The organism is Micromonospora sp. DT46 (genome assembly GCF_049841735.1).
Classification (GTDB): Bacteria; Actinomycetota; Actinomycetes; order Mycobacteriales; family Micromonosporaceae; genus Micromonospora; species Micromonospora reichwaldensis.
The window spans coordinates 427,495-446,944 of record NZ_JBNCKW010000006.1; the positions used below are offsets into that span (position 1 = coordinate 427,495).

Here is a 19,450-nt window from a genome sequence, read left to right on the forward strand (position 1 = left end):
CCGCCGGGCAGGTCAGCCGCGCGTCCCGTCGCGGTGGTGCAGGCCGGAGAGGCGCATCGCGATCCGGTGCCGGGCCGGCGGCACGGCGCCGAGCAGGCGGAACAGCAGGTTCCGGGCCGGCCGGGCGGCCGGTGGCAGGGTGGCGAGCCGGGTCAGCCGGGCGGCGAGGGACACCACCTCCCCGGCCATCGGGCGGCGCCGGGCCGCGTACGCGGCGAGCAGCCCGTCGGGCGCGCCGGCCAGCACGTCGGCGAGCGTGTCACCGAGGTCGACCGCGTCCACGATGCCGAGGTTCATCCCCTGCCCGCCCGCGGGGCTGTGCACGTGCCCGGCGTCGCCGGCGAGCAGCACCGGCCCCTTGCGGAAGGTGTCGGCGATCCGGTGGTGGATCCGGAACCGGGAGCCCCAGAGCACCTCCGTCACCCGGTCGGGGCGGCGGGCCGGCCCGCGCTCGTCGAGCAGCGCCTGGAGGTGGGCCTGGTCGGGCGCGGCCGGAGCCTCCGCCACGGCCGCGACCAGCCGGACCACCCCGTCGGGCAGCGGCGCCCAGACCAGCGGGCCGGAGCGGGCCAGGAAGAGGGACACCCGGTCGCGGGGCAGCGCGCTCTCCAGTCGGACGTCGGCGAGGACGAACGACTCCTCGCCGCCGGCCGGGCCGGCGAAGCCGATTCCGGCCCGCTCCCGAACCGTGCTGTGCATCCCGTCGGCGCCGACCAGGTAGCGGGCCCGGACCGTCGCGCCGCCCGCGAAGTTGACGACCACGCCGGCCGCGTCGGGGGCCAGCCCGGTCATCTCGTACGGGCGCAGCACCGGGACGCCGAGCGCGGCGAGCTGCCCGGCGAGCACCTCCTCCGTGACCGACTGGGACACCATCAACGCGTAGGCGTGCCGGGAGGGCAGCGTGTCGAACGGCACGGTGAGCAGCGCCCGGTCGCGGTCGCGGACCGTGAAGCCCGGCGACCGCAGGCCGCGCGCCACCAGCGGGGCGCCGGCGCCGATCCGGTCCAGCGTCTCCAGGGTGTACGCGTGCACCACCGCCGCCCGGGAGGTCCGCGCCGGCCGGTCCAGCCGGTCGACCACGGTCACGCCGACCCCGCGCCGGGCGAGGGTCAGCGCGGCGGTCAGCCCGGTCGGGCCGGCACCCACCACCAGGACGTCCGTGCTCGTGGGCAGCATCGCCGACCTCCGTCGCTCATGCCAACACCTGTTGGCAAACGATTGTTGGCAACGGTAGTTCTCCCGGCGCTGGAGTGTCAACAGGCGTTGGCATACGGTCGTGGGCATGACCGACGCCGCGCCGACCCGTACCCGCCGCTCCGACGCCACCCGGGCGGCGATCCTCCGCGCCGCCCGCGAACGCTTCGCCGCCGACGGCTACGACCGGGCGACCATCCGGGCCATCGCGGCGGACGCGCGGATCGACCCGTCGATGGTGATGCGCTACTACGGCAGCAAGGAGGGGCTCTTCGCGGCGGCGGCCGAGTTCGACCTGCGGCTGCCCGAGCTGGCCGACACGCCACCCGAGCGGCTCGGCGAGCTGCTGGTCCGGCACTTCGTCGACCGGTGGGAGACCGACGGGACGATGGCCGCGCTGCTGCGTACGGCCGCCACCAACCACGCCGCCGCCGAGCGGATGCGGGGCATCTTCGCCGACCAGCTCACCACGGCGGTGGCCCGGGTCGTCCCGGAACCGGCGCAGGCCCCCCGGCGGGCGGGGCTGGTCGCCAGCCAGATGCTCGGCCTGGCGCTGACCCGGTACGTGCTCCGGCTGCCCCCGGTGGTCGACGCCGACCCGGCCGAGCTGGTCGCCTGGGTCGCGCCGACCATCCAGCGCTACCTGTGCGGTGCGCCCGACGCCTGACCGGGCGCCGCCCATCAGCGCGGGATCCGGGGCGTGACCGTCGGTACCGCGTCGGTCGCGCCGCCGCCGTCCGGATTCCGGCAAACGGCCACCCAACCTTCTCCGGCCCCGGTGCGTCTGTCTTGTGACACGCGACGGCCGGCCGGAGGGGAGGGCGGATGGGACCGCCGACGACCGACGACGGGCGGGACGGCTACGTCACCTTCGTCGAGTGCCACCAGCACCGGCTGCTGCGCGCGGCCTACCTGGTCTGCGGCAACCGGCACCAGGCCGAGGACCTGCTCCAGGACGCCCTGCTCAAGCTCGCCCTGCGCTGGCCCTCGGTGCGGCACGGTGACCCGGCCGCGTACGTGCGGACCATCCTCTACCGCGACGCCGTCTCCTGGTGGCGCCGACGCCGCCGGGAGTGGCTGAGCGAGTACCCGCCGGAGCGGGCCACGACCGAGGGCGACGGGGCACTGCGGCTCGCGCTGCACGACGCGCTCGGTCACCTGCCGCCCCGGCAGCGGGCCGTGCTGGTGCTGCGCTACTTCGAGGATCTCACCGAGGCCGCCACCGCCGAGGCGCTCGGCGTCACCGTCGGCACCGTCAAGAGCCAGTGCCACGCGGCGCTGCGCCGGCTCCGGGAGATCGCGCCGGAGCTGGGACGCGACGAGGGGCGGCCCGGCGGCGGCCTGGTCACCGGAATGGAGGTGAACCCGTGAGGGAAAAGGAACTGCACCGGCTGCTCACCGTCGCCGCCGAGGACGTCCGGCCGGCGCACCCCGCCACGACCGGCTGGGAACGGGCCCGCCGGGTACGTCGTACCCGCCGTGCCGCCGGCGCCACCGTGCTCGCGGTCGCCCTGCTCACCGGCGGTACGGCACTGGCCCTGCGCCCCGCCGCGCCGCCACCATCGGCCACCACCGCGACACCGGACCGGAACCCGACCCCGCACCCCGTACCCGTGCAGACGCCCCCGGCCGACCTGGCCTATCCCGGGCACCCGCTGGGTCGCCTCGGCGACCCGGTCGGCGCGACGCTCTCGGCCCGCCCGGTACGCAAGGCGCTGGCGCTGCACCAGCCGATCGACCCCGGGACCGGCGTCGCCGGCCGGATCCGGGTGCTCGGCGACGACGGCGTCGTACGCGACCTCGACGTGGTCACCCCCGCCCCGACCCGCGACTCCGGGGGCAACGAGGCGGTGCCGCTGAAGAGCGGAAGCCTCTCCCCGGACGGACGGACGGCCGCCTTCGCCCAGACCGACGAGGTGATCGTGGTCGACCTGACCACCGCCGCCGTACGCCGCCACCCGCTCAAGGGTTACCTGGAGCACGTCCTCTGGTCCGGCGACCGGCTGCTCGTCGGCGACGACGACACCACGTACGAGCTGGACCGTGGCACGGGCGCCGCCCGGAAGCTGCCCGTGTCTCCCTGGGACGCGGTCACGCCCGACCCGGCGGCCCCGCCCAACGTCCCGCTCGAACTGGGCGGCACGCCACCGAACCTGACGGAGGTCCGGTGGAGCCACGACGAGACGTACCGGAGCATCCGCCGGGTCGACTTCCGCGCGCTACCGCCCGGTCACCGGGTCGACGAGTTCTACGGGCGGGGCTGGCAGCGCGGAAACCGGGTGACTCGCGCCGGCTGGATCACCACCGGCACGATGGGCGGGCTGGAGGGCGTCGCGCTGCTGAACGCCGACACCGGCATCGTGACCCATCTGCTCGACCTGGGCCGGGACCGCTGGAAGGGCTGCTGCGAGGTGCTCGGCTGGGACTCCGACGGCGCGGTGCTGCTGCGCCACAACCCGGGCGGACTGTTGCGCTGGCGGCCGGAGACCCGCGAGATCACGGGCGTGACGCGGAACCTGTTCGGGGCGGTGTCGCTCTCCGCCGGCTGACCTGTCCCGTACCACGGCACGGCCGATCCCCGTGCGACCGTGGCGGGCGCGCGGGGACCGGCCGACGCGTCAGCCCGCCAGGCCGCCGGGCTGGTCGCCCTTCACGACGGGGGCCCGGACCAGGTTGCCCCACTCGGTCCACGAGCCGTCGTAGTTGCGCACCTGCGGGTAGCCCAGCAGGTGCCGCAGCACGAACCAGGTGTGGCTCGACCGCTCGCCGATGCGGCAGTAGGCCACGATGTCGTCGTCCGGGCTCAGCCCGAGCTGGTCGGCGTAGATCGCGCGCAGCTCGTCCGCCGACCTGAACGTGCCGTCGTCGTTGGCGGCGGACTTCCACGGCTTGCTGACCGCGCCCGGGATGTGCCCGCCGCGCAGCGCGCCCTCCTGCGGATAGTCCGGCATGTGCAGCATCTCGCCGGTGTACTCGCCCGGCGACCGGACGTCGACCAGCGGACGGCCCGCCGCCACGTGCGCCATCACCTGCTCGCGGTAGGCCCGGACCGGCGCGTCGTTGCGCTGCGGCACCGGATAGTCGGCGCGGGTCCGGGCCGGCTTGTCCCGGGTCGTCTCGCGGCCCTCGGCGACCCACTTCTGCCGGCCGCCGTCGAGCAGCCGCACGTCCGGGTGGCCGAAGAGCGTGAACACCCACAGGGCGTACGCGGCCCACCAGTTGAAGTTGTCGCCGTAGAAGACGACCGTGTCGCCCCGGCCGATGCCCTTTGCGGCGCACAACTCGGCGAAGCGCTCGGCGTCCAGGTAGTCCCGGGTCACCTGGTCGTTCAGCTCGGTGTGCCAGTCCACCTTCACGGCGCCCGGGATGTGGCCGGTGTCGTAGAGCAGCACGTCCTCGTCGCACTCGACGACGACGAGCCCTTCGTCGCCCAGGTGCTCGGCCAACCATTCGGTGGTGACCAACCGCTGCGGGTCCGCGTACGACTGGAGTCGGGGATCGGGATCGCTCGGCACAGACATGATCCCCAAGGTACGCCGCATCGCGGGCCAGTGACCGACCATCGGGAACGGCGTCGCCGGACGGTCAGGCGCGGCGGTGGGCGATCCGGCCGGCGACCACGGTCACCAGGCAGGCGCCGTCGGCGTCGAGGACCGACAGGTCCGCGCGCCCACCGGGAGCCAGCGTCGGCGGTGCGGTGGCGGGCAGCACCAGCAGGTCGCTGCGCTCCACGGCGGCCCGCAGCGCCGGATCGGTCAGGTGGCCGGCCAGCACGGCGGTCACCCCGAGGCGCAGCAGCGCGTGCACCCGCTCGCGGGGAGTGTCGGCGGCCGGCAGCGGCCCGTCGTGCACCAGCCCCGGCCCGAGCGTGCCGGGCCAGCGGCGGATCCGGGCCCCGGCGTACGCCTCGGTCAGCTCGGCCAGCGGTCCGACCGCGACGATCCGGTCGGCCCGGACCGCGACGGCGGCCCCCGGGGTGGGCGGGGCGTCGGGCGCGGTCCGCAGCAGCGGCGCGGTGTGCAGGGTGAGCACGACTCAGTCGGTGATCGGGCCGAGCGACGGGCGCTTGGCGGTGACCGTGTCGCCGGAGGAGCGGCCGGTGAGCCGGCGCTTGATCCACGGCGCCAGGTGCCGCCCGGCCCAGCGCAGGTCGGCGGCGCGGGCGGCCAGCCAGGGCGTCGGCGCCGGGTGGGGCGGCACCATCAGCCACTCCTCGTCGCAGCCGACGCCCAGCGCGTTGAGCACCTGCGCGGCCACCCGTCGGTGCCCGGCCTCCGACAGGTGCAGCCGGTCGGTGCTCCAGAGCATCGGGTTGAGGTACGCGTCGTCGGCGTACAGGTCGACCAGAATGGCGCCGTGCCGCTCGGCGGTCTCGCCGACGGCCCGGTTGAGCAGTTGCACCCGGGGCGCGACGAGGCGCTGGCCGGGCAGCCGGGCCATCACGTCGGCGAACCGGAAGAGGACCACGTCGGCGCCGCCGGAGCGCAGCCTGCGCACCACGTCGTCGAAGCGGGTGACCAGGGCATCCGGGTCGAAGGTGCGGCGGAGCACGTCGTTGCCGCCGGCCGCGAAGCTGATCAGGTCGGGCTTCATGGCAAGCGCGGCGGGCACCTGCTCGGCCACCACGCCGGGGAAGAGCCTGCCCCGGATGGCCAGGTTCGCGTACCGGAAGTCGGGGCCGGCCCCGGCGGCCAGCCGGGTGGCCACCAGGTCCGCCCAGCCCCGGTAGCTGCCGTCCGGGTACGCGTCGTCCATGCCCTCGGTGAAGCTGTCCCCGACCGCCACGTAACTGCGCCAGCGCACCTGATCATCCCTCCGACATGCGGCAGGGAAGGGCGCCTCGTCATCGCTTCCGGTGGGGCAAGGGTCCTTCCCGACGCGGGACAGTCTTCACCAGGAGGGCCGGTGGCGGGGGGACCGAGGAACAAACGTGGCGGAGGTCATCGTGGACGGCGGGATCGTGGCAGGATGCACCGGCCGTGCCCCGCCCGAGCTGAAAAGTTCGATGGCGCTGTCGGCCATCCGTCGGAGCGTCCTATTTGCGGGGACTGCCGGCCGACCGGCACGGTCCGGTCAGGTGGATGGCGTTGCCAGCAGGTGCGCTGCGGCCTCCGGTGTGCGAGCCTCGTCCAAGCCTTTTTAACGAGGTTGTAACACTTGTCACCGCCGTGTCACCCTCTGCACTGCAGACGGCGACGCCGCCCGCACGTCCTGGGAGAATGCAGCGTGTCGAACCTCGACCTGGCACTGAAGACCGCGATGAGCATCGACGGCGCGATCGGCGCCGCACTCGTCGACTACAACAGTGGGATGACCCTCGGCGTGGCGGGCGGAACCGGGGAGATCGACCTGACCGTCGCCGCCGCCGGCAACACCGATGTCGTCCGCGCCAAGCTGCGCACCATCGAGATGCTCAACCTGAACGACGAGATCGAGGACATCCTCATCACGCTCGGCACGCAGTACCACCTGATCCGCCCAGTGACCAGCCGCACCGGCAAGGGGCTCTTCCTCTACCTGATGGTGAGCAAGAGCCGCGCCAACCTGGCGATGGCACGTCACCAGCTGCGCAGCATCGAGGAGAGCCTGGAGCTGTGAGCGGGATCGACGACACCGAGACCCCACTGCCCCGCCGCACCGCACGCACGGGCACCCTTCCGCCACCCCGGTCGTTGCCCCCGTCGCTCGCCGGGAACACGTCGCTGCCGTACCCGGCGATCGGGCACGAGCTGTCGGAGCTGCGCCTCCAGATCCCCGGGGTGCACGGCTGCGTCCTCGGCGGCGTGGACGGCCTGCTCATCACCCACAACCTGCAGACCGACGTCGACCCGAACGACCTGGCGGCGCTCGCCGCCACCACGTACGGGCTGGGCCGGCAGGTCGGGCTGCGGCTGGGGCAGGGCGACTTCCAGCAGTCCACCGTCCGCAACGCCGGCGGCTACCTGAGCGTCTACGCGGTCAGCTCGCAGGCGCTGCTCGCTGTCGTCGGCGAGGACAGCATCAACGTGGCCCGGCTGCACCTGCACGCCCCGCCGGTGGCCAAACGGCTCGCCGGCCTGCTGGATCAGGTCACGCTCGCCGGTCACGGCGCCCGCTGAGCCGGCCGGGCGGAACAAGGCGTTCCGCCCGGCCGCCGGCGCCGTGTCCGTCCCGCTGGAACAGTCGGAGGGGTGCGCGGGCCGCGTCGACCGGGTCAGGTCGCCGACGACCGCTGCCCGCCGCGCCGGCGGACGGCGAGCAGGAACCGGGCTGACGCCGTACCCGAAATGGATCGTCGTCCCGCCACCGGCCCCCGTACGCTGCGCCAATGCTGCTACGCATGTCGACCCTGCTGCTCCGGACCCTGCGCGAGGACCCGGCCGACGCGGAGGTGCCGAGCCACCGGCTCCTGCTGCGCGCCGGCTACATCCGTCGCGCCGCACCGGGCGGCTACACCTGGCTGCCGCTGGGCAAGCTGGTGCTGGACCGGGTCACCGAGGTGGTCCGGCAGGAGATGACGGCGATCGGCGACCAGGAGGTGCACTTCCCGGCGCTGCTGCCGGCCGAGCCCTACCGGACCAGCGGCCGGTGGACGGAGTACGGCGACGACATCTTCACCCTCGCCGACCGGCGCGGCGCGGAGCACCTGCTGGCGCCCACCCACGAGGAACTGGCCGCGCTGCTGGTCAAGGACCTGTTCACCTCGTACCGGGACTTCCCGGTGACGCTCTTCCAGATCCAGACGAAGTTCCGGGACGAGGCCCGGCCGCGCGCCGGGCTGCTGCGCGGGCGCGAGTTCCTGATGAAGGACGCCTACTCGTTCGACCTCGACGAGGCGGGCCTCGCGGCGGCGTACGAGCGGCACCGCGGCGCGTACCGACGGATCTTCGACCGGCTTGGGCTGGAACACACGATCGTGCGCGCCACCTCCGGGGCGATGGGCGGTTCGGCGTCGGAGGAGTTCCTGGCCGCGACGCCCGTCGGCGAGGACACCTTCGTCGGCTGCACCGCCTGCGACTACGCCGCCAACACGGAGGCGGTGACCACGCCCGCCCCGCCGGCCGGCGACCCGGACGCCCAGCCGCCGGCCGAGGTGCACGACACCCCCGAGACCCCGACCATCGCCAGCCTGGTCGAGCTGGCCAACGCCCGCCGTCTGGGCGGTCGGGACGACTGGACCGCCGCCGACACCCTGAAGAACGTGGTGCTCGCCCTGCGCCGTCCCGGCGTGCAGGAGGCCGAGCTGCTGGTGGTGGGGCTGCCCGGCGACCGCGAGGTCGACCTGAAGCGGCTCGGCGCGGCGGTCGCCCCGGCCACCGTGGACGTCTTCGACGGCTGGGACGCCCGACCCGAGCTGGTCCGTGGCTACATCGGCCCGCAGGTGATGGCGAAGCTGGGCATCCGCTACCTGGCCGATCCCCGGGTCGTGCCGGGCAGCGCGTGGCTGACCGGCGCGAACGAGCCGGGCCGGCACGCGACGGGCGTGGTCTGTGGCCGGGACTTCGAGCCGGACGGCACGGTCGAGGCCGCCGAGGTGCGCCCCGGCGACCCCTGCCCGGCGTGCGGCACCGGCGAGCTGACCATGCGGCGGGGCATCGAGATCGGGCACATCTTCCAGCTCGGTCGCCGCTACACCGACGCCTTCGCCGTCGACGTGCTCGGTCCCGCCGGCAAGCCCGTCCGGCCGACCATGGGCTGCTACGGGATCGGGGTGTCCCGCGCGGTCGCGGCGATCGCCGAACAGCACCACGACGAGCGGGGACTCGTCTGGCCGACGGCGGTCGCGCCGTGCGACGTACACCTGGTGGCTGCCGGGAAGGGGCCGCAGCTGGACGCGGCGCTGGAGCTCGGCGGGCGGCTCGCCGCCGCCGGCCTGCGGGTGCTCGTCGACGACCGGACGCACGTCTCCGCCGGGGTGAAGTTCACCGACGCCGAGCTGATCGGCATCCCCCGCGCCGTCGTGGTCGGCCGCCGTCTCGCCGAGGGGTACGTCGAGCTGCGTGACCGGGCGTCCGGCGAGCGCGTCGAACTGCCGGTCGACGGGGTGGCGGACCGGCTGGTCGACCAGGTACACCGGGAGCGCGGGAACGTGGTGTAGCGAACGTGTCACGGGGTACCGCAGTCCGATCGACTGAATGCGTTCTGGAGGCTCTCATGACCGGTTACCGGGTCAGCGACGTGATGACGAAGCAGGTCATCTACCTGCCGGCCGAGACCACCCTGGACGAGGCGGCCAGGGTGATGAAGGAGGCGGACATCGGCGACGTGGTGGTCACCGACGGCGCCACCCTCGCCGGCATGCTCACCGACCGGGACATCGTCGTCCGGGCGGTGGCCGAGCGCAGCGACCCGGCCACCACCACGATCGGCTCGATCATCACCCGCGAGGTGGTGATGATCGAGCAGCACTCGACCGCGGCGGAGGCGGCGGCCCTGATGCGGGAGCGGGGCATCCGACGGGTGCTGGTCTGCGACAGCGAGCGCAAGCTGGTCGGCATCGTCTCCCTCGGTGACCTCGCGATGCAGCTCGATCCCCACTCGGCGCTGAGCGACATCAGCGAGCAGGCGCCCACCGTCTGAGGTGGGCGGAAGGGCCCTTCCTGACGCCCGTGGCGCAGGAGGGGTCCCCTGTCGGCGGCGGTAGCCTCGGGGGCATGTCATCCATGCCGGCCAGGCTTTCCGAGATCGTCGACGAGTTCGCCGCCGCGCCCCGCGACGTGGTGCTGGAGATGTTGCTGGAGTACGCCGACGTCATCCCGCCGCTGTCCGCCGACGCCGCCGACCGGGAGGGCATGGAGCAGGTGCCGGAGTGCCAGACGGCGTTCTTCCTGCGCGCCCGGGTCACCCCGGAGAAGACGGTGGAGACGCTGTTCGACTGCCCGCCGGAGGCGCCCACCACGCGCGCGTTCGCCGGCATCCTCGCCGAGGGGCTGGCCGGGGCGACCGCGGACGAGGTGCTCGCCGTGCCCGACGACCTCTACCAGCGGATGGGCCTGGCCCAGGCGATCAGCCCGCTGCGGGTGCGCGGCGGCACGGCCATCCTGGCCCGGCTCAAGCGGCAGGTCCGGGAACAGACCAGCTAGGCGGAGGGTTGTCACCCGACATGGAGATCGAGATCTACGCCGACGTCGTGTGCCCCTGGTGCTACATCGGCAAGCGTCGGCTGGAGCAGGCCCTGGAGTCGTACGACGGCGAGGTGACCGTCCGCTACCGGCCGTTCCAGCTCGACCCGTCGCCGGTGCCGGAGCCGCGTCCACTTGTCGACGCGATGGCCGCGAAGTTCGGCGGGCCGGACCGCGTCCGGCAGATGTTCGGTCAGGTGACGGAGGTGGGGGCCCAGGTCGGCCTGAAGCTCGACTTCGACCGCGCGGTCGCGGCGAACACCTTCGACGCGCACCGCCTGGTCGCCTGGGCCACCGACCGGGGACGCGCCGCGGAGACGGTCGACGCGCTCTACCGCGCCCACTTCACCGACGGCGTCGACGTCGGCTCCCGCGACGCGCTCGCCGCGCTCGCCGCCGAGGTGGGCCTGGACGCGGCCGAGGCGCGCCGCTTCCTCGACTCCGACGAGCGGGTGGCGGAACTCTCCGACGAGCTGGCCACCGCCCGGCAGATCGGGGTGACCAGCGTGCCCACCTTCGTGCTGGCCGGCCGGTACGCGGTCACCGGCGCCCAGGAGCCGGAGACGCTGCTCGCCGCCCTGGCCGAGGTGGACCGCCGCGAGGCCGAAGCCGACTGAGCCGTCCACGGCGGCGGTGGGGCCGCCCCCGACGACGGACATCGACATGGGTGATGTTTCACGTGCAACGACATCGACGTCCGTCACCGGTCAGGCCGGCCTGGCCAGCCCCTCCACCACGCGCGCGCCGGGCAGCGCGCCGAGCGCCGGCCCGGGCAGCGCGATCTTGCTGTGCCGTACGCCCGACCCGATGATCACGTGCGGGGCGGCGATCACCCGCGCGTCGACCAGGATCGGCCACTGCTCCGGCAGGCCGATCGGGGTGATGCCGCCGTACTCCATGCCGGTCAGCTCCACCGCCTCGGCCATCGGCGCGAAGCTCGCCTTCCGCACGTCGAGCGCGCGGCGGGCCACCCCGTTGACGTCGACGCGGGTGGTGGCGAGCACGACGCAGGCCGCGTAGCGCACGACCCCCTCGCGCTTGCCGGCCACCACCACGCAGTTGGCCGACTCGTCCAGCCCCACCTCGTAGGCGGCGCAGAAGGCGGCCGTGTCGGCCAGCTCGGCGTCGATCGGCGCCACCAGCACGTCGTCCACGTCCACCGGCGCCTCGGCGGGCCACTGCCCGACGGCGGCGGCGACCGGCGGAGCGAGCAGGTCGAGCCGACTGCGGGCAGGTTCGGTCTTCAGCGTCCCCATCACGCCTGCGATCCTCGCACCCGCCCGGGCCCGGCGTTCCACCACCTGACCAGCGGGCGGAACCGTCGTCGACAGGGGGTCACCCCTATCGATCCGGAGACGGGTGCCGACGGCGTGTGGAAGCGGGTGATGCCGGGTACCGGCGATCGGCATGAGTGAACTTCCGCTGCACATCCTGACCGACGCAGGCTTCACCACCGACGAGGCGAACTCCATCGTCGACCACCTCCTCAAGGGTGTCGACACCCACGACGGGAGAGGCGAGACCGACCGGATCGACGTCGAGGCGCTCCCGGAGGAGAAGAAGGCCGCCGTCGACAAGTTCAACCTGGCCGTGGCCGCCGACTTCTAGCCACCCGGAGCACCGGCCCCGTCCCGGACCGCCCTCCCGGACCGCCGGGACGGGCCGGTCGGGACGGGCCGGTCGAACGGAAAACCCCGGGCCGGTCGGGACGGGCCGGTCAGTTGCCGGTGAGGAAGCCGTTCTCGCGGAGCAGCGCGCGGTCCCGGACGGAGGCCAGTTCCTCCGCCCGTTCGGCCTGGACCCGGCGCACCTCCATCTCCTCCAGGGCGTGGCGGATGGCGAGCCGGATCACGCCGTAGAGGAAGACGAAACCGGCGACGTACAGGATGACGGTGGCGACCATGGCGAACATGGCGTCACGGTAGGCCGGACGTGAACGCGCAGGCCGTTCATCTTGCGCCCGTTCCCCCGTACGTGTCGGCGAGGTGGTCGGCCCAGGTCCGGACGCCCTTCGGGGTCGCCTCGGTGACCAGGCCGCCCGAGCGCAGGGCACGGCCGATCCCACCGGGTATCCGGACCGGGAGCAGCGGACGGCGGGACCGCCGGGCGGCCGTCCACGCGCGGGCCGCGTCGTCGAAGCGGAGCACCTCCGGGCCGCCGTACTCCTCGATGCCGTGCAGCGGGCCGGCGGTCAGCCGCCGGACGAGGCGGTCCGCGACCTCGCCGGGATCCACCGGCTGGGCGAGTACGGCCGGATCGCCGATCACCGGGCCGAGGCGGCTCGCCCCGCGCAGCAGCCCGTCGAGGAACTCCGGGAACTGGGTCGCCCGCAGCACCGTCCACGGCACCGTGCCGGCCGCCACGACCTGCTCGGCGGCGAGCTTGTGCCGGTAGTAGGGGATCGGCACCCGGTCCACCCCGACGATCGAGACGTAGACCAGGTGCCGTACGCCCGCCTGCCCGGCGGCGACGACCAGCCGGCGGGTGCCGAGCACGTCGACCCGGTGGGTCTGCCGCCCCCGGTTCGGTGCCGAAGCCAGGTGCAGTACGGCGTCCACGCCGGCCACCGCCTCGACCACCCCCTCCCCGGTGGCCAGGTCGGCGACCACCCACGAGCCGGTACGCGCCCGCCGGCTCGTCGCCCGCACGTCCCAACCCTCGGCACGCAGCCGGGGCAGCACCACCCGCCCGAGCCGACCGCCCGCCCCGGTGACCAGCACCCGCATGGTTCCCTCCCTCTCCGGCCGTCGCGCGCCCGCCACGCGACAGTGGTGGTGACGGCGCCCGGCCCACGCGTGTGACCGGCTGTGCGACGGCTCACCGCGACAGCTCGGCTCACCGGAGCAGGTCGGCCGCTGTCAGCACCACGGCCATCGGCAGGATGGTCAGGAAGTTCATCGCCCGCCCATCCTCCCGGGCCGACGGCCGCCACCGGACCGGATCGGCACATCGCCGCCGGCCGTGCCGGAGTCGGGCACCCGGCGGGCGGTCAGCCGGCGCGGATCCCGGACGCGCCGGGCACCACCCGGCCGGCGAGCACGACACCCAGCAGGGCCAGCCCCGAGGCCACCGCGAGCGTGCCGGCGTAGCTGGCCGGTCCCGGGGCCGCACCGGCCGCGAGCACCGCGCCGGTGAGCGCCAGCACGGTCGCTGCGAAGAGCGAGTCGCCCAGTTGCAGCGAGGAGCTGTTGCGGCCCTGCTCGCCGGGAGCGGACAGCTCCAGCGTGAGCACCGACAACGACGGATAGAGCAGCCCCATGCCGAGACCCGCGCCGGCCCAGCCCAGCACGCCGACCCAGACCGGCACCGCCGGCGCGACAGCGAGCGTGACCACGGCCGTACCGGCGGCGATGCAGGTCAGCCCCGCCCTCGGCAGGGTGGCCCGGGAGCGCGGCGGCGGCATCCGCACCTGCAACCAGGAACCCGCCGACCAGGCGAGCGCGCCCGTGGTCAGGACCAGGCCGGCGGCGGTCGGCGACAGCCCGCGCTCCCGCGAGAGCATCAGCGGGATCACCACCTCCGCGCCCACGAACGCGGCCGAGGCGAGACCGCGCAGCCCGATCACCGTGGGCAGGCCCCGGCCGGCGCGCAGAAACCCGGCCGGCAGCAGCCGGGGCGCGCAGACCAGCAGCCCGATCAGCGCCATGGCCACCAGCCCGACGGCGGCAGCGCCGCGCTGCTGCCCCCCGATGTGCAACAGTGCGGCGCTCACCCCCGCCCCGCAGGCCCAGCCGATCCGGGCCGCCGCGCCCGACGGCAACCGGGTCACCGGGGGCACGCCGATCGCCCGCAGGCCGGGGTGGATCAGCAGCACCGCCGGCACCGCCACCACCGGCACCGCCAGGAAGACCCAGCGCCAGCCGAGGTGTTCCACGATCAGGCCGGCCAGCGCCGGCCCGACCAGCGACGGTACGACCCACGCGGCGGCGAACGCCGCGAAGATCCGCCGGTGCAGCGCCTCCGGGTACGCCTGCCCGACGATCACGTAGAGCGCCACCGAGAGCAGGCCGGAGCCGAGGCCCTGCACGATCCGGCCGGCGACCAGGACGCCCATGGTGGTGGCGCCACCGGCGAGCACCAGCCCCAGCACGAACCAGCCGAGCCCGTGCCACATCGGCGCCCGGGGGCCCCGCGAGTCGCACCAGATGCCGGAGGCGACCATGGCGAGCACGCCGGCGGCGAACGGCCCCCCGAAGGCGATCCCGTAGAGGGCCAGCCCGTCGAGGTTGCGGGCGACGGTCGGCATGGCGGTGCCCACCGCCAGCGCCTCGAAGGCGAGCAGCGAGATCAGCGCGACGCTGCCCACCGTCATCGCGCGCAGCCGGGGCGCGAAGAGCCCGGCCTCGTCGGCGACCGGGGCGGCGTGCGTCGCCGTTCCGGTCACCTCCGGCCCGCCGCGCCCGGCAGCCACAACGGTCGGTGGCCGAGGCGGGCCCGCGGGTCCGACGGACCCGTCTCGCAGCGGAGCAGTTCGATCAGCATGCGACAAGCCTCGGACCTCAACCCGGCTTCAGGTCAAGGGAGACCCGACTCTCTCCGGCCCATCCGGGGAACTTCCGCTGCTCGGAGCGCATAACGGACGATCAGCCGGGAAGCCAGGCCGCCGGAGCTTCAGGCGTGGGAGGCGAGATGGCGTACGGCGGGAGCAGCGGCAGCGAGGGGCCTGACCGGCGCCTGTCCGGTCGTACGCCTCGATGATCTCACTGGTCCGCACCGCCGGCCGGCTCCTTCCGCCGGTGACGGTGCCGCCGGTCGTCGGCGAGGCGTCCCGGAACGTCGGTGCCGTCGCGGCCCGGCTGGCGCGGGCGGCCGGGCTGGGCCGGCGTCGGGTCTGGTCCCGCCCCGGGCGGCACCACATCGAGGTGCTCGGGGTCTGCCAGGACGGCGGCGACGTCCTCGCGCGGCAGGTCGAGGCGGCGCTGGAGCGGATGCCCGGCGTGGAGTGGGCGCGGGTCAACGCCCCGTCCGGCCGGGTGGTCGTCGCCGTCGGTACGCCGGAGCCCGCCCTGCGGGACCTCATCGCGACCGTCGCCCGCACCGAACACACCTGTCCGCACGAGCCGGACCCGGAGATCCCGCCGCCGCACCCGCCCGAGGAGGGGCCGCGCACGCCGCGCACCCTCGGCGCGCTGGCCTCCGACGCCCTGGGCCTGACCCTCTCCGCCGCCACCCGGATCCTGCCGTTCACGCCGGTGCCCGGGGAGGTCGCCGGGCTGCTCGGCGCGGTCGACCTGCACCCGAGGCTGCACGCGCTGGCGGACCGGGGGCTGCGTGCCGACCCCCGGGCCGAACTGCTGTTCCCGCTCGCCGAGGCGGTGGTGCAGGGCCTCACGGGTAGCTGGACCGGGCTCGTGCTCGACAGCGCGCACCGGGTGGTGCAGTGGGGCGAGGCGCGCGCCCAGCTCCGCGCGTGGGAACAGGCCGAGCCTCGGCTGACCGGGCATCCGGAGCGGGCCGCCGCCTCCGTGCCGAAGATCGAGCGCCCCCGGCCGAAGCCGGACGGCCCCGTCGAGAGGTACGTGGCCCGGACGCTCGACGCGGGCGCCGTGGCGGCGGCCGCCGCGACGCCGGTCGTGGGTGGGAAGCGGGCCGCCGCGCTGGGCCTCTCCACGCTGCCCAAGGCTCCTGGCAGCGGGCGCGAGGGTTATGCCGCGCAGCTCGGCCTGATCCTCGCCCGGCGCGGGGTGATCGCGATGGACCGCAGCGTGCTGCGCGAACTCGACCGGATCGACACCCTGCTGCTGGACGCCGCCGTACTCGGCTCCGACCGGGGCGTGCTGGCGGACCTGGCGCCACTGGCCGGTGCGGACACCGGGCGGGTGGCGGCGCGCGCGTTCGCCCTCTTCGACCCCGCCGCGCCCCGTGAGCTGCGGCACGCCGACGGCTGGCGGCTCGGGCCGCTGGACGCGCTGGACGTCGAGGACCCGGGCGACACCGACGACAGCCGGCGGCTGCGCGACGCGGGCGCCCCCGTGCTCGGCCTGGCCGACGGCGACACCCTCGCCGCCGTACTGCGGGTCGAGCCGGAGCCGGCGCCGGGCGTCGACGCGCTGCCGGCCGCCGCCCGCCGGGCCGGCCTGCGGCTGGTCGTGGCCGGCGACGACGAGCGGCGGTACGACTTCGCCGACGCCCACCTGCCCGGCCGCGACCGGCTGGTCGAGTCGGTGCGGGAGCTGCAACGCGACGGGGCCGTGGTGATGGTGGTCTCCGGTGACCGGGCCGCGCTCGGCGCCGCCGACTGCGGGCTGGGGATCGCCGCCTTCGAGGACCTGCCGCCCTGGGGCGCGCACCTGCTGGTCGGCGCCGACCTGCGGGTGGCGGCGCTGGTGGTCGAGGCGGCCGGGGTGGCCCGTCGGATGGCCCGGCAGAGCATCGGCCTGGCCATGGCCGGCACCGGCCTCGGCGCGCTGAACGCGCTCACCGCCCCCCGCGAGCGGCTGCCCGGACGCGCCCTCATGGCCGTGAACGGGGCGGCGGCGCTGGCCTTCGCCCACGGCGTCCTGCGGGCGCACCGGCTGCCCGGCCCGGCGAACTCCCCGGCGCCCGACATCACCGCGTGGCACCTGATGCCGTCCTCCACCGTGCTCAACCAGCTCGACACCGGCCCGGACGGGCTCGCCACCGACGAGGCCGAACGCCGCCGGGGCAACCGGGAGGCCCGGCCCTCGGGGCCGACGGGGCTGCTCCGCGCCTTCGTCGACGAGCTGGCCAACCCGCTCACCCCGGTGCTGGCCGCTGGGGCGGTGCTCTCGGCCACCTTCGGCTCGCCCGTCGACGCCGCCCTGGTCGGCGGCGTGGTCGGCGGCTCGGCGCTGCTCGGGGCGGTGCACCAGCACAACACCGAGCGGTCGCTGGCCGAACTGCTGTCCCGCTCGGCGGTGACCGCCCGGGTACGCCGCGACGGCGCGGAGCGGATCCTGCCGGCCGAGGACCTGGTGCCGGGGGACGTCGTCCTCCTCGAATCGGGGGACGCCGTCCCGGCCGACTGCCGGGTGCTGGAGTCGGCCGGGCTGGAGATGGACGAGTCATCGCTCACCGGCGAGTCGCTGCCGGTCGGCAAGACCGACCAGCCGGTGGTCGCCGCTGCTGTCGCCGACCGGCGGTCGATGCTCTACGAGGGCACCAGCGTCGCCGCCGGCCACGGAACGGCGGTGGTGGTCGCGACGGGTGCGGGCACCGAGGCGGGGCGGAGCCTGGCGATGGCCCGGCAGGCCCCGCCGTCGAGCGGTGTGGAGGCACGGCTGGGCCGGTTGACCCGGGCGGCGATCCCACTGGCCGCCGGCTCGGCGGTGGCGGTGGCCGGCGCGGGCCTGCTTCGGGGCGTACCCCTGGCCCAGACCGCCGCGACCGCCGCGAACCTGGCCGTCGCGTCCGTCCCGGAGGGGCTGCCCTTCCTGGTCAGCGCCGCACAGCTCGCCGCCGCACGGCGGCTGGCGGAGCACGGCGCGCTGGTCCGCAACCCGCGCACCATCGAGACGCTCGGGCGGGTGGACGTGCTCTGCTTCGACAAGACCGGCACCCTCACGGAGGGGCAGCTGATGCTCGCCGGGGTCGGCGACGACGGCCGGTACGCACCGGTCGACCGCCTCGACGACGGCCTGCTGCGCACCCTCTCGGCCGCGCTGCGCGCCACCCCGGGCGCCGACGACCCCCACGACCTGGCCCAGCAGACCGACCGGGCGGTCCGGTCCGGCGCGCAGGCCGCCGGGGTGACCGAGCAGACCGGCGCCCAGGGATGGGAGCCGGTGGGTGGGCTGCCGTTCGAGCCGTCCCGCGGCTACCACGCCACCGTCGGCCGGACCGGGGACCGGCTGCTGCTCAGCGTGAAGGGGGCGCCGGAGTCGGTGCTGCCCCGGTGCTCAAGCTGGCGTACGCCGGGGGGACGCGACGAGCCCCTCGACGACGAGGGCCGAGGCGGGTTGCACGCCGTGCTCGCCGACCGGGCGGGGGCGGGACACCGCATCCTCGCCGTGGCCGAATGCCGGGTCTCCTCGCCCGGAGTCACCGACGATCAGGTGCACGACCTGACCTTCGTCGGCTTCCTGGCCCTCGCCGACGGGGTACGCGAGAGCGCCGCCCCCGCCGTGCGCCGGATCCGCCAGGCCGGCGTGCACACCATCATGATCACCGGTGACCATCCGGCGACCGCCGAGGCGATCGCGGCCACCATCAGCGACCACGAGGAGCAGCGGGTCGTCACCGCGACGGAACTCGACCAGCTCGACGACGAGGCCCTCGCCGCGCGGCTCGCCGCCACGGACGTGGTGGCCCGGTGCACCCCGGCGCACAAGGTCCGGATCATCCAGGCGTTGCAGCGGTGCGGACGTACGGTGGCGATGACCGGCGACGGCGCCAACGACGCCGCGGCGATCCGGCTGGCCGACGTGGGCATCGCCCTCGGTCAGCGGGGCACCCCGGCGGCCCGGGCGGCGGCCGACCTGGTGGTCACCGACGACCGGCTGGAGACCATCATCGCCACCCTGGTCGAGGGCCGGGCGATGTGGTCCTCGGTACGCCACGCGCTCAGCATCCTGGTCGGCGGGAACCTCGGCGAGATCGCGTTCAGCGTGCTGACCGCCGCCGCGACCGGCCGCTCGGCGCTCACCGGCCGGCAACTGCTCCTGGTCAACCTGCTCACCGACCTGGCACCGGCGTTGGCGATCGCGATCCGGCCACCCGACGCGGACCACGCCGACGGCCTGCTCCGGGAGGGCCCCGACACGTCGCTGGGCGAGACGATGACCCGGGAGATCGGGCTGCGCGCCGCCGCCACGACGCTGGGCGCCACCGCTGGCTGGACGTTGGCCCGCTACACCGGGCGACGCAGGCGGGCGGGCACCGTCGCACTGGTCTCGCTGGTCGGCACCCAGCTCGGGCAGACGGTGCTGGCCGGCGGCACCAGCCCGGCCGTACTGGCCTCCACCGCCGCGTCGCTCGGGGCGCTGGTGGTGGTCGTCCAGACACCGGGGGTCAGCCACTTCTTCGGCTGCACACCGCTCGGCCCGGTCGGCTGGACCATCGCGACGGGCTCCGCGCTCGGTGCCACCTTCGCCAACGGCGCGCTCACCCGCCTCGTGGAGCGCCTGCCCGGCTCCGGGTCCGGCACGGACGACGAACAGGCCTGACCGGGTTCGGCGACCGCAGTCGACCAGCAC

General features: G+C 75.0%; 19 protein-coding genes. 11 read left to right on the forward strand and 8 right to left on the reverse strand.

Translation table 11 applies throughout. The features are described 5' to 3' along the window. Positions 1-12: 12 nt before the first annotated feature. Complete coding sequence (locus tag ACLQ20_RS19155) at positions 13-1,176, reverse strand: FAD-dependent oxidoreductase (RefSeq protein WP_327030057.1); 1,164 nt, start codon at positions 1,174-1,176, stop codon at positions 13-15. Between the two features lie 106 nt (positions 1,177-1,282). On the opposite strand from ACLQ20_RS19155, the gene ACLQ20_RS19160 reads away from it, so the two are divergent. From ACLQ20_RS19160 to ACLQ20_RS19170, 3 genes are all read left to right on the forward strand, one after another. After that, the gene (locus ACLQ20_RS19160; RefSeq protein ID WP_425857007.1) at positions 1,283-1,861 is read left to right on the forward strand and encodes a TetR family transcriptional regulator; all 579 of its coding nucleotides are present in this window, start codon (positions 1,283-1,285) and stop codon (positions 1,859-1,861) included. 158 nt (positions 1,862-2,019) lie between these two features. After that, positions 2,020-2,565: a SigE family RNA polymerase sigma factor gene (locus ACLQ20_RS19165; protein ID WP_425857010.1), complete on the forward strand. Its 546-nt coding sequence runs from the start codon at positions 2,020-2,022 to the stop codon at positions 2,563-2,565. Beyond that, positions 2,562-3,743, forward strand: coding sequence for a hypothetical protein (locus ACLQ20_RS19170; protein ID WP_425857013.1), 1,182 nt, complete (start codon positions 2,562-2,564; stop codon positions 3,741-3,743). The genes ACLQ20_RS19165 and ACLQ20_RS19170 overlap by 4 nt, the downstream gene beginning before the upstream one ends. Positions 3,744-3,812: 69 nt before the next feature. Here the strand turns inward: ACLQ20_RS19170 and ACLQ20_RS19175 are convergent, their stop codons facing one another. From ACLQ20_RS19175 to ACLQ20_RS19185, 3 genes are all read right to left on the reverse strand, one after another. Next, entirely contained in the window at positions 3,813-4,715 is a 903-nt protein-coding gene (locus tag ACLQ20_RS19175; protein ID WP_151452782.1) for a sulfurtransferase, read from the reverse strand. Between the two features lie 64 nt (positions 4,716-4,779). Continuing rightward, entirely contained in the window at positions 4,780-5,226 is a 447-nt protein-coding gene (locus tag ACLQ20_RS19180) for an imidazolonepropionase-like domain-containing protein (RefSeq protein WP_425857016.1), read from the reverse strand. A 3-nt stretch (positions 5,227-5,229) separates the two neighbouring features. Next, positions 5,230-5,997 carry an SGNH/GDSL hydrolase family protein gene (locus ACLQ20_RS19185; RefSeq protein ID WP_151452780.1) on the reverse strand — a complete coding sequence of 256 codons (768 nt, stop codon included), beginning with the start codon at positions 5,995-5,997 and terminating at the stop codon, positions 5,230-5,232. Between the two features lie 423 nt (positions 5,998-6,420). On the opposite strand from ACLQ20_RS19185, the gene ACLQ20_RS19190 reads away from it, so the two are divergent. From ACLQ20_RS19190 to ACLQ20_RS19215, 6 genes are all read left to right on the forward strand, one after another. Next, the gene (locus ACLQ20_RS19190; protein ID WP_151452779.1) at positions 6,421-6,792 is read left to right on the forward strand and encodes a hypothetical protein; all 372 of its coding nucleotides are present in this window, start codon (positions 6,421-6,423) and stop codon (positions 6,790-6,792) included. After that, complete coding sequence (locus tag ACLQ20_RS19195; protein ID WP_151452778.1) at positions 6,789-7,292, forward strand: roadblock/LC7 domain-containing protein; 504 nt, start codon at positions 6,789-6,791, stop codon at positions 7,290-7,292. Before ACLQ20_RS19190 ends, ACLQ20_RS19195 begins: the two co-directional genes overlap by 4 nt. 209 nt (positions 7,293-7,501) lie before the next feature. Next, on the forward strand, positions 7,502-9,271 hold the full coding sequence (locus ACLQ20_RS19200; protein ID WP_425857020.1) for a proline--tRNA ligase: 1,770 nt from the start codon (positions 7,502-7,504) through the stop codon (positions 9,269-9,271). Positions 9,272-9,327: 56 nt separating this feature from the next. Next, on the forward strand, positions 9,328-9,753 hold the full coding sequence (locus ACLQ20_RS19205) for a CBS domain-containing protein (protein WP_132235410.1): 426 nt from the start codon (positions 9,328-9,330) through the stop codon (positions 9,751-9,753). 74 nt (positions 9,754-9,827) lie between these two features. Continuing rightward, positions 9,828-10,256: a SufE family protein gene (locus tag ACLQ20_RS19210; protein ID WP_425857022.1), complete on the forward strand. Its 429-nt coding sequence runs from the start codon at positions 9,828-9,830 to the stop codon at positions 10,254-10,256. Between the two features lie 20 nt (positions 10,257-10,276). Beyond that, the gene (locus ACLQ20_RS19215; RefSeq protein ID WP_151452775.1) at positions 10,277-10,912 is read left to right on the forward strand and encodes a DsbA family oxidoreductase; all 636 of its coding nucleotides are present in this window, start codon (positions 10,277-10,279) and stop codon (positions 10,910-10,912) included. A 90-nt stretch (positions 10,913-11,002) separates the two neighbouring features. Here ACLQ20_RS19215 and ACLQ20_RS19220 read toward each other — a convergent pair whose 3' ends face one another. Next, the gene (locus ACLQ20_RS19220) at positions 11,003-11,551 is read right to left on the reverse strand and encodes a YbaK/EbsC family protein (protein ID WP_151452791.1); all 549 of its coding nucleotides are present in this window, start codon (positions 11,549-11,551) and stop codon (positions 11,003-11,005) included. Positions 11,552-11,702: 151 nt separating this feature from the next. Here ACLQ20_RS19220 and ACLQ20_RS19225 point away from each other — a divergent pair, with 151 nt between their 5' ends. Beyond that, on the forward strand, positions 11,703-11,903 hold the full coding sequence (locus tag ACLQ20_RS19225) for a hypothetical protein (RefSeq protein ID WP_358118828.1): 201 nt from the start codon (positions 11,703-11,705) through the stop codon (positions 11,901-11,903). Positions 11,904-12,012: 109 nt separating this feature from the next. On the opposite strand, the gene ACLQ20_RS19230 is transcribed toward ACLQ20_RS19225, so the two are convergent. The 3 genes from ACLQ20_RS19230 to ACLQ20_RS19240 all read right to left on the reverse strand — a co-directional run bounded on the left by ACLQ20_RS19230 (position 12,013) and on the right by ACLQ20_RS19240 (position 14,679). Next, the gene (locus ACLQ20_RS19230; protein WP_132235413.1) at positions 12,013-12,207 is read right to left on the reverse strand and encodes a hypothetical protein; all 195 of its coding nucleotides are present in this window, start codon (positions 12,205-12,207) and stop codon (positions 12,013-12,015) included. A 37-nt stretch (positions 12,208-12,244) separates the two neighbouring features. After that, entirely contained in the window at positions 12,245-13,021 is a 777-nt protein-coding gene (locus ACLQ20_RS19235) for an SDR family oxidoreductase (protein WP_327030051.1), read from the reverse strand. Between the two features lie 263 nt (positions 13,022-13,284). After that, positions 13,285-14,679 carry an MFS transporter gene (locus tag ACLQ20_RS19240; protein WP_425857027.1) on the reverse strand — a complete coding sequence of 465 codons (1,395 nt, stop codon included), beginning with the start codon at positions 14,677-14,679 and terminating at the stop codon, positions 13,285-13,287. Positions 14,680-14,989: 310 nt separating this feature from the next. Here ACLQ20_RS19240 and ACLQ20_RS19245 point away from each other — a divergent pair, with 310 nt between their 5' ends. Then, positions 14,990-19,420, forward strand: a complete 4,431-nt coding sequence (locus tag ACLQ20_RS19245) for an HAD-IC family P-type ATPase (RefSeq protein ID WP_425857029.1) — start codon at positions 14,990-14,992, stop codon at positions 19,418-19,420. Positions 19,421-19,450: the final 30 nt, after the last annotated feature.

Excerpts from the sequence above, each read along its gene's own strand:
- ACLQ20_RS19205 (WP_132235410.1), top strand. The coding sequence starts at position 9,328 with ATGACCGGTTACCGGGTCAGCGACGTGATGACGAAGCAGGTCATCTAC.
- ACLQ20_RS19245 (WP_425857029.1), top strand. The coding sequence starts at position 14,990 with ATGATCTCACTGGTCCGCACCGCCGGCCGGCTCCTTCCGCCGGTGACG.
- ACLQ20_RS19160 (WP_425857007.1), top strand. The coding sequence starts at position 1,283 with ATGACCGACGCCGCGCCGACCCGTACCCGCCGCTCCGACGCCACCCGG.
- ACLQ20_RS19225 (WP_358118828.1), top strand. The coding sequence starts at position 11,703 with ATGAGTGAACTTCCGCTGCACATCCTGACCGACGCAGGCTTCACCACC.
- ACLQ20_RS19230 (WP_132235413.1), bottom strand. The coding sequence starts at position 12,207 with ATGTTCGCCATGGTCGCCACCGTCATCCTGTACGTCGCCGGTTTCGTC.
- ACLQ20_RS19200 (WP_425857020.1), top strand. The coding sequence starts at position 7,502 with ATGCTGCTACGCATGTCGACCCTGCTGCTCCGGACCCTGCGCGAGGAC.
- ACLQ20_RS19165 (WP_425857010.1), top strand. The coding sequence starts at position 2,020 with ATGGGACCGCCGACGACCGACGACGGGCGGGACGGCTACGTCACCTTC.
- ACLQ20_RS19210 (WP_425857022.1), top strand. The coding sequence starts at position 9,828 with ATGTCATCCATGCCGGCCAGGCTTTCCGAGATCGTCGACGAGTTCGCC.
- ACLQ20_RS19175 (WP_151452782.1), bottom strand. The coding sequence starts at position 4,715 with ATGTCTGTGCCGAGCGATCCCGATCCCCGACTCCAGTCGTACGCGGAC.
- ACLQ20_RS19235 (WP_327030051.1), bottom strand. The coding sequence starts at position 13,021 with ATGCGGGTGCTGGTCACCGGGGCGGGCGGTCGGCTCGGGCGGGTGGTG.
- ACLQ20_RS19220 (WP_151452791.1), bottom strand. The coding sequence starts at position 11,551 with ATGGGGACGCTGAAGACCGAACCTGCCCGCAGTCGGCTCGACCTGCTC.
- ACLQ20_RS19155 (WP_327030057.1), bottom strand. The coding sequence starts at position 1,176 with ATGCTGCCCACGAGCACGGACGTCCTGGTGGTGGGTGCCGGCCCGACC.
- ACLQ20_RS19215 (WP_151452775.1), top strand. The coding sequence starts at position 10,277 with ATGGAGATCGAGATCTACGCCGACGTCGTGTGCCCCTGGTGCTACATC.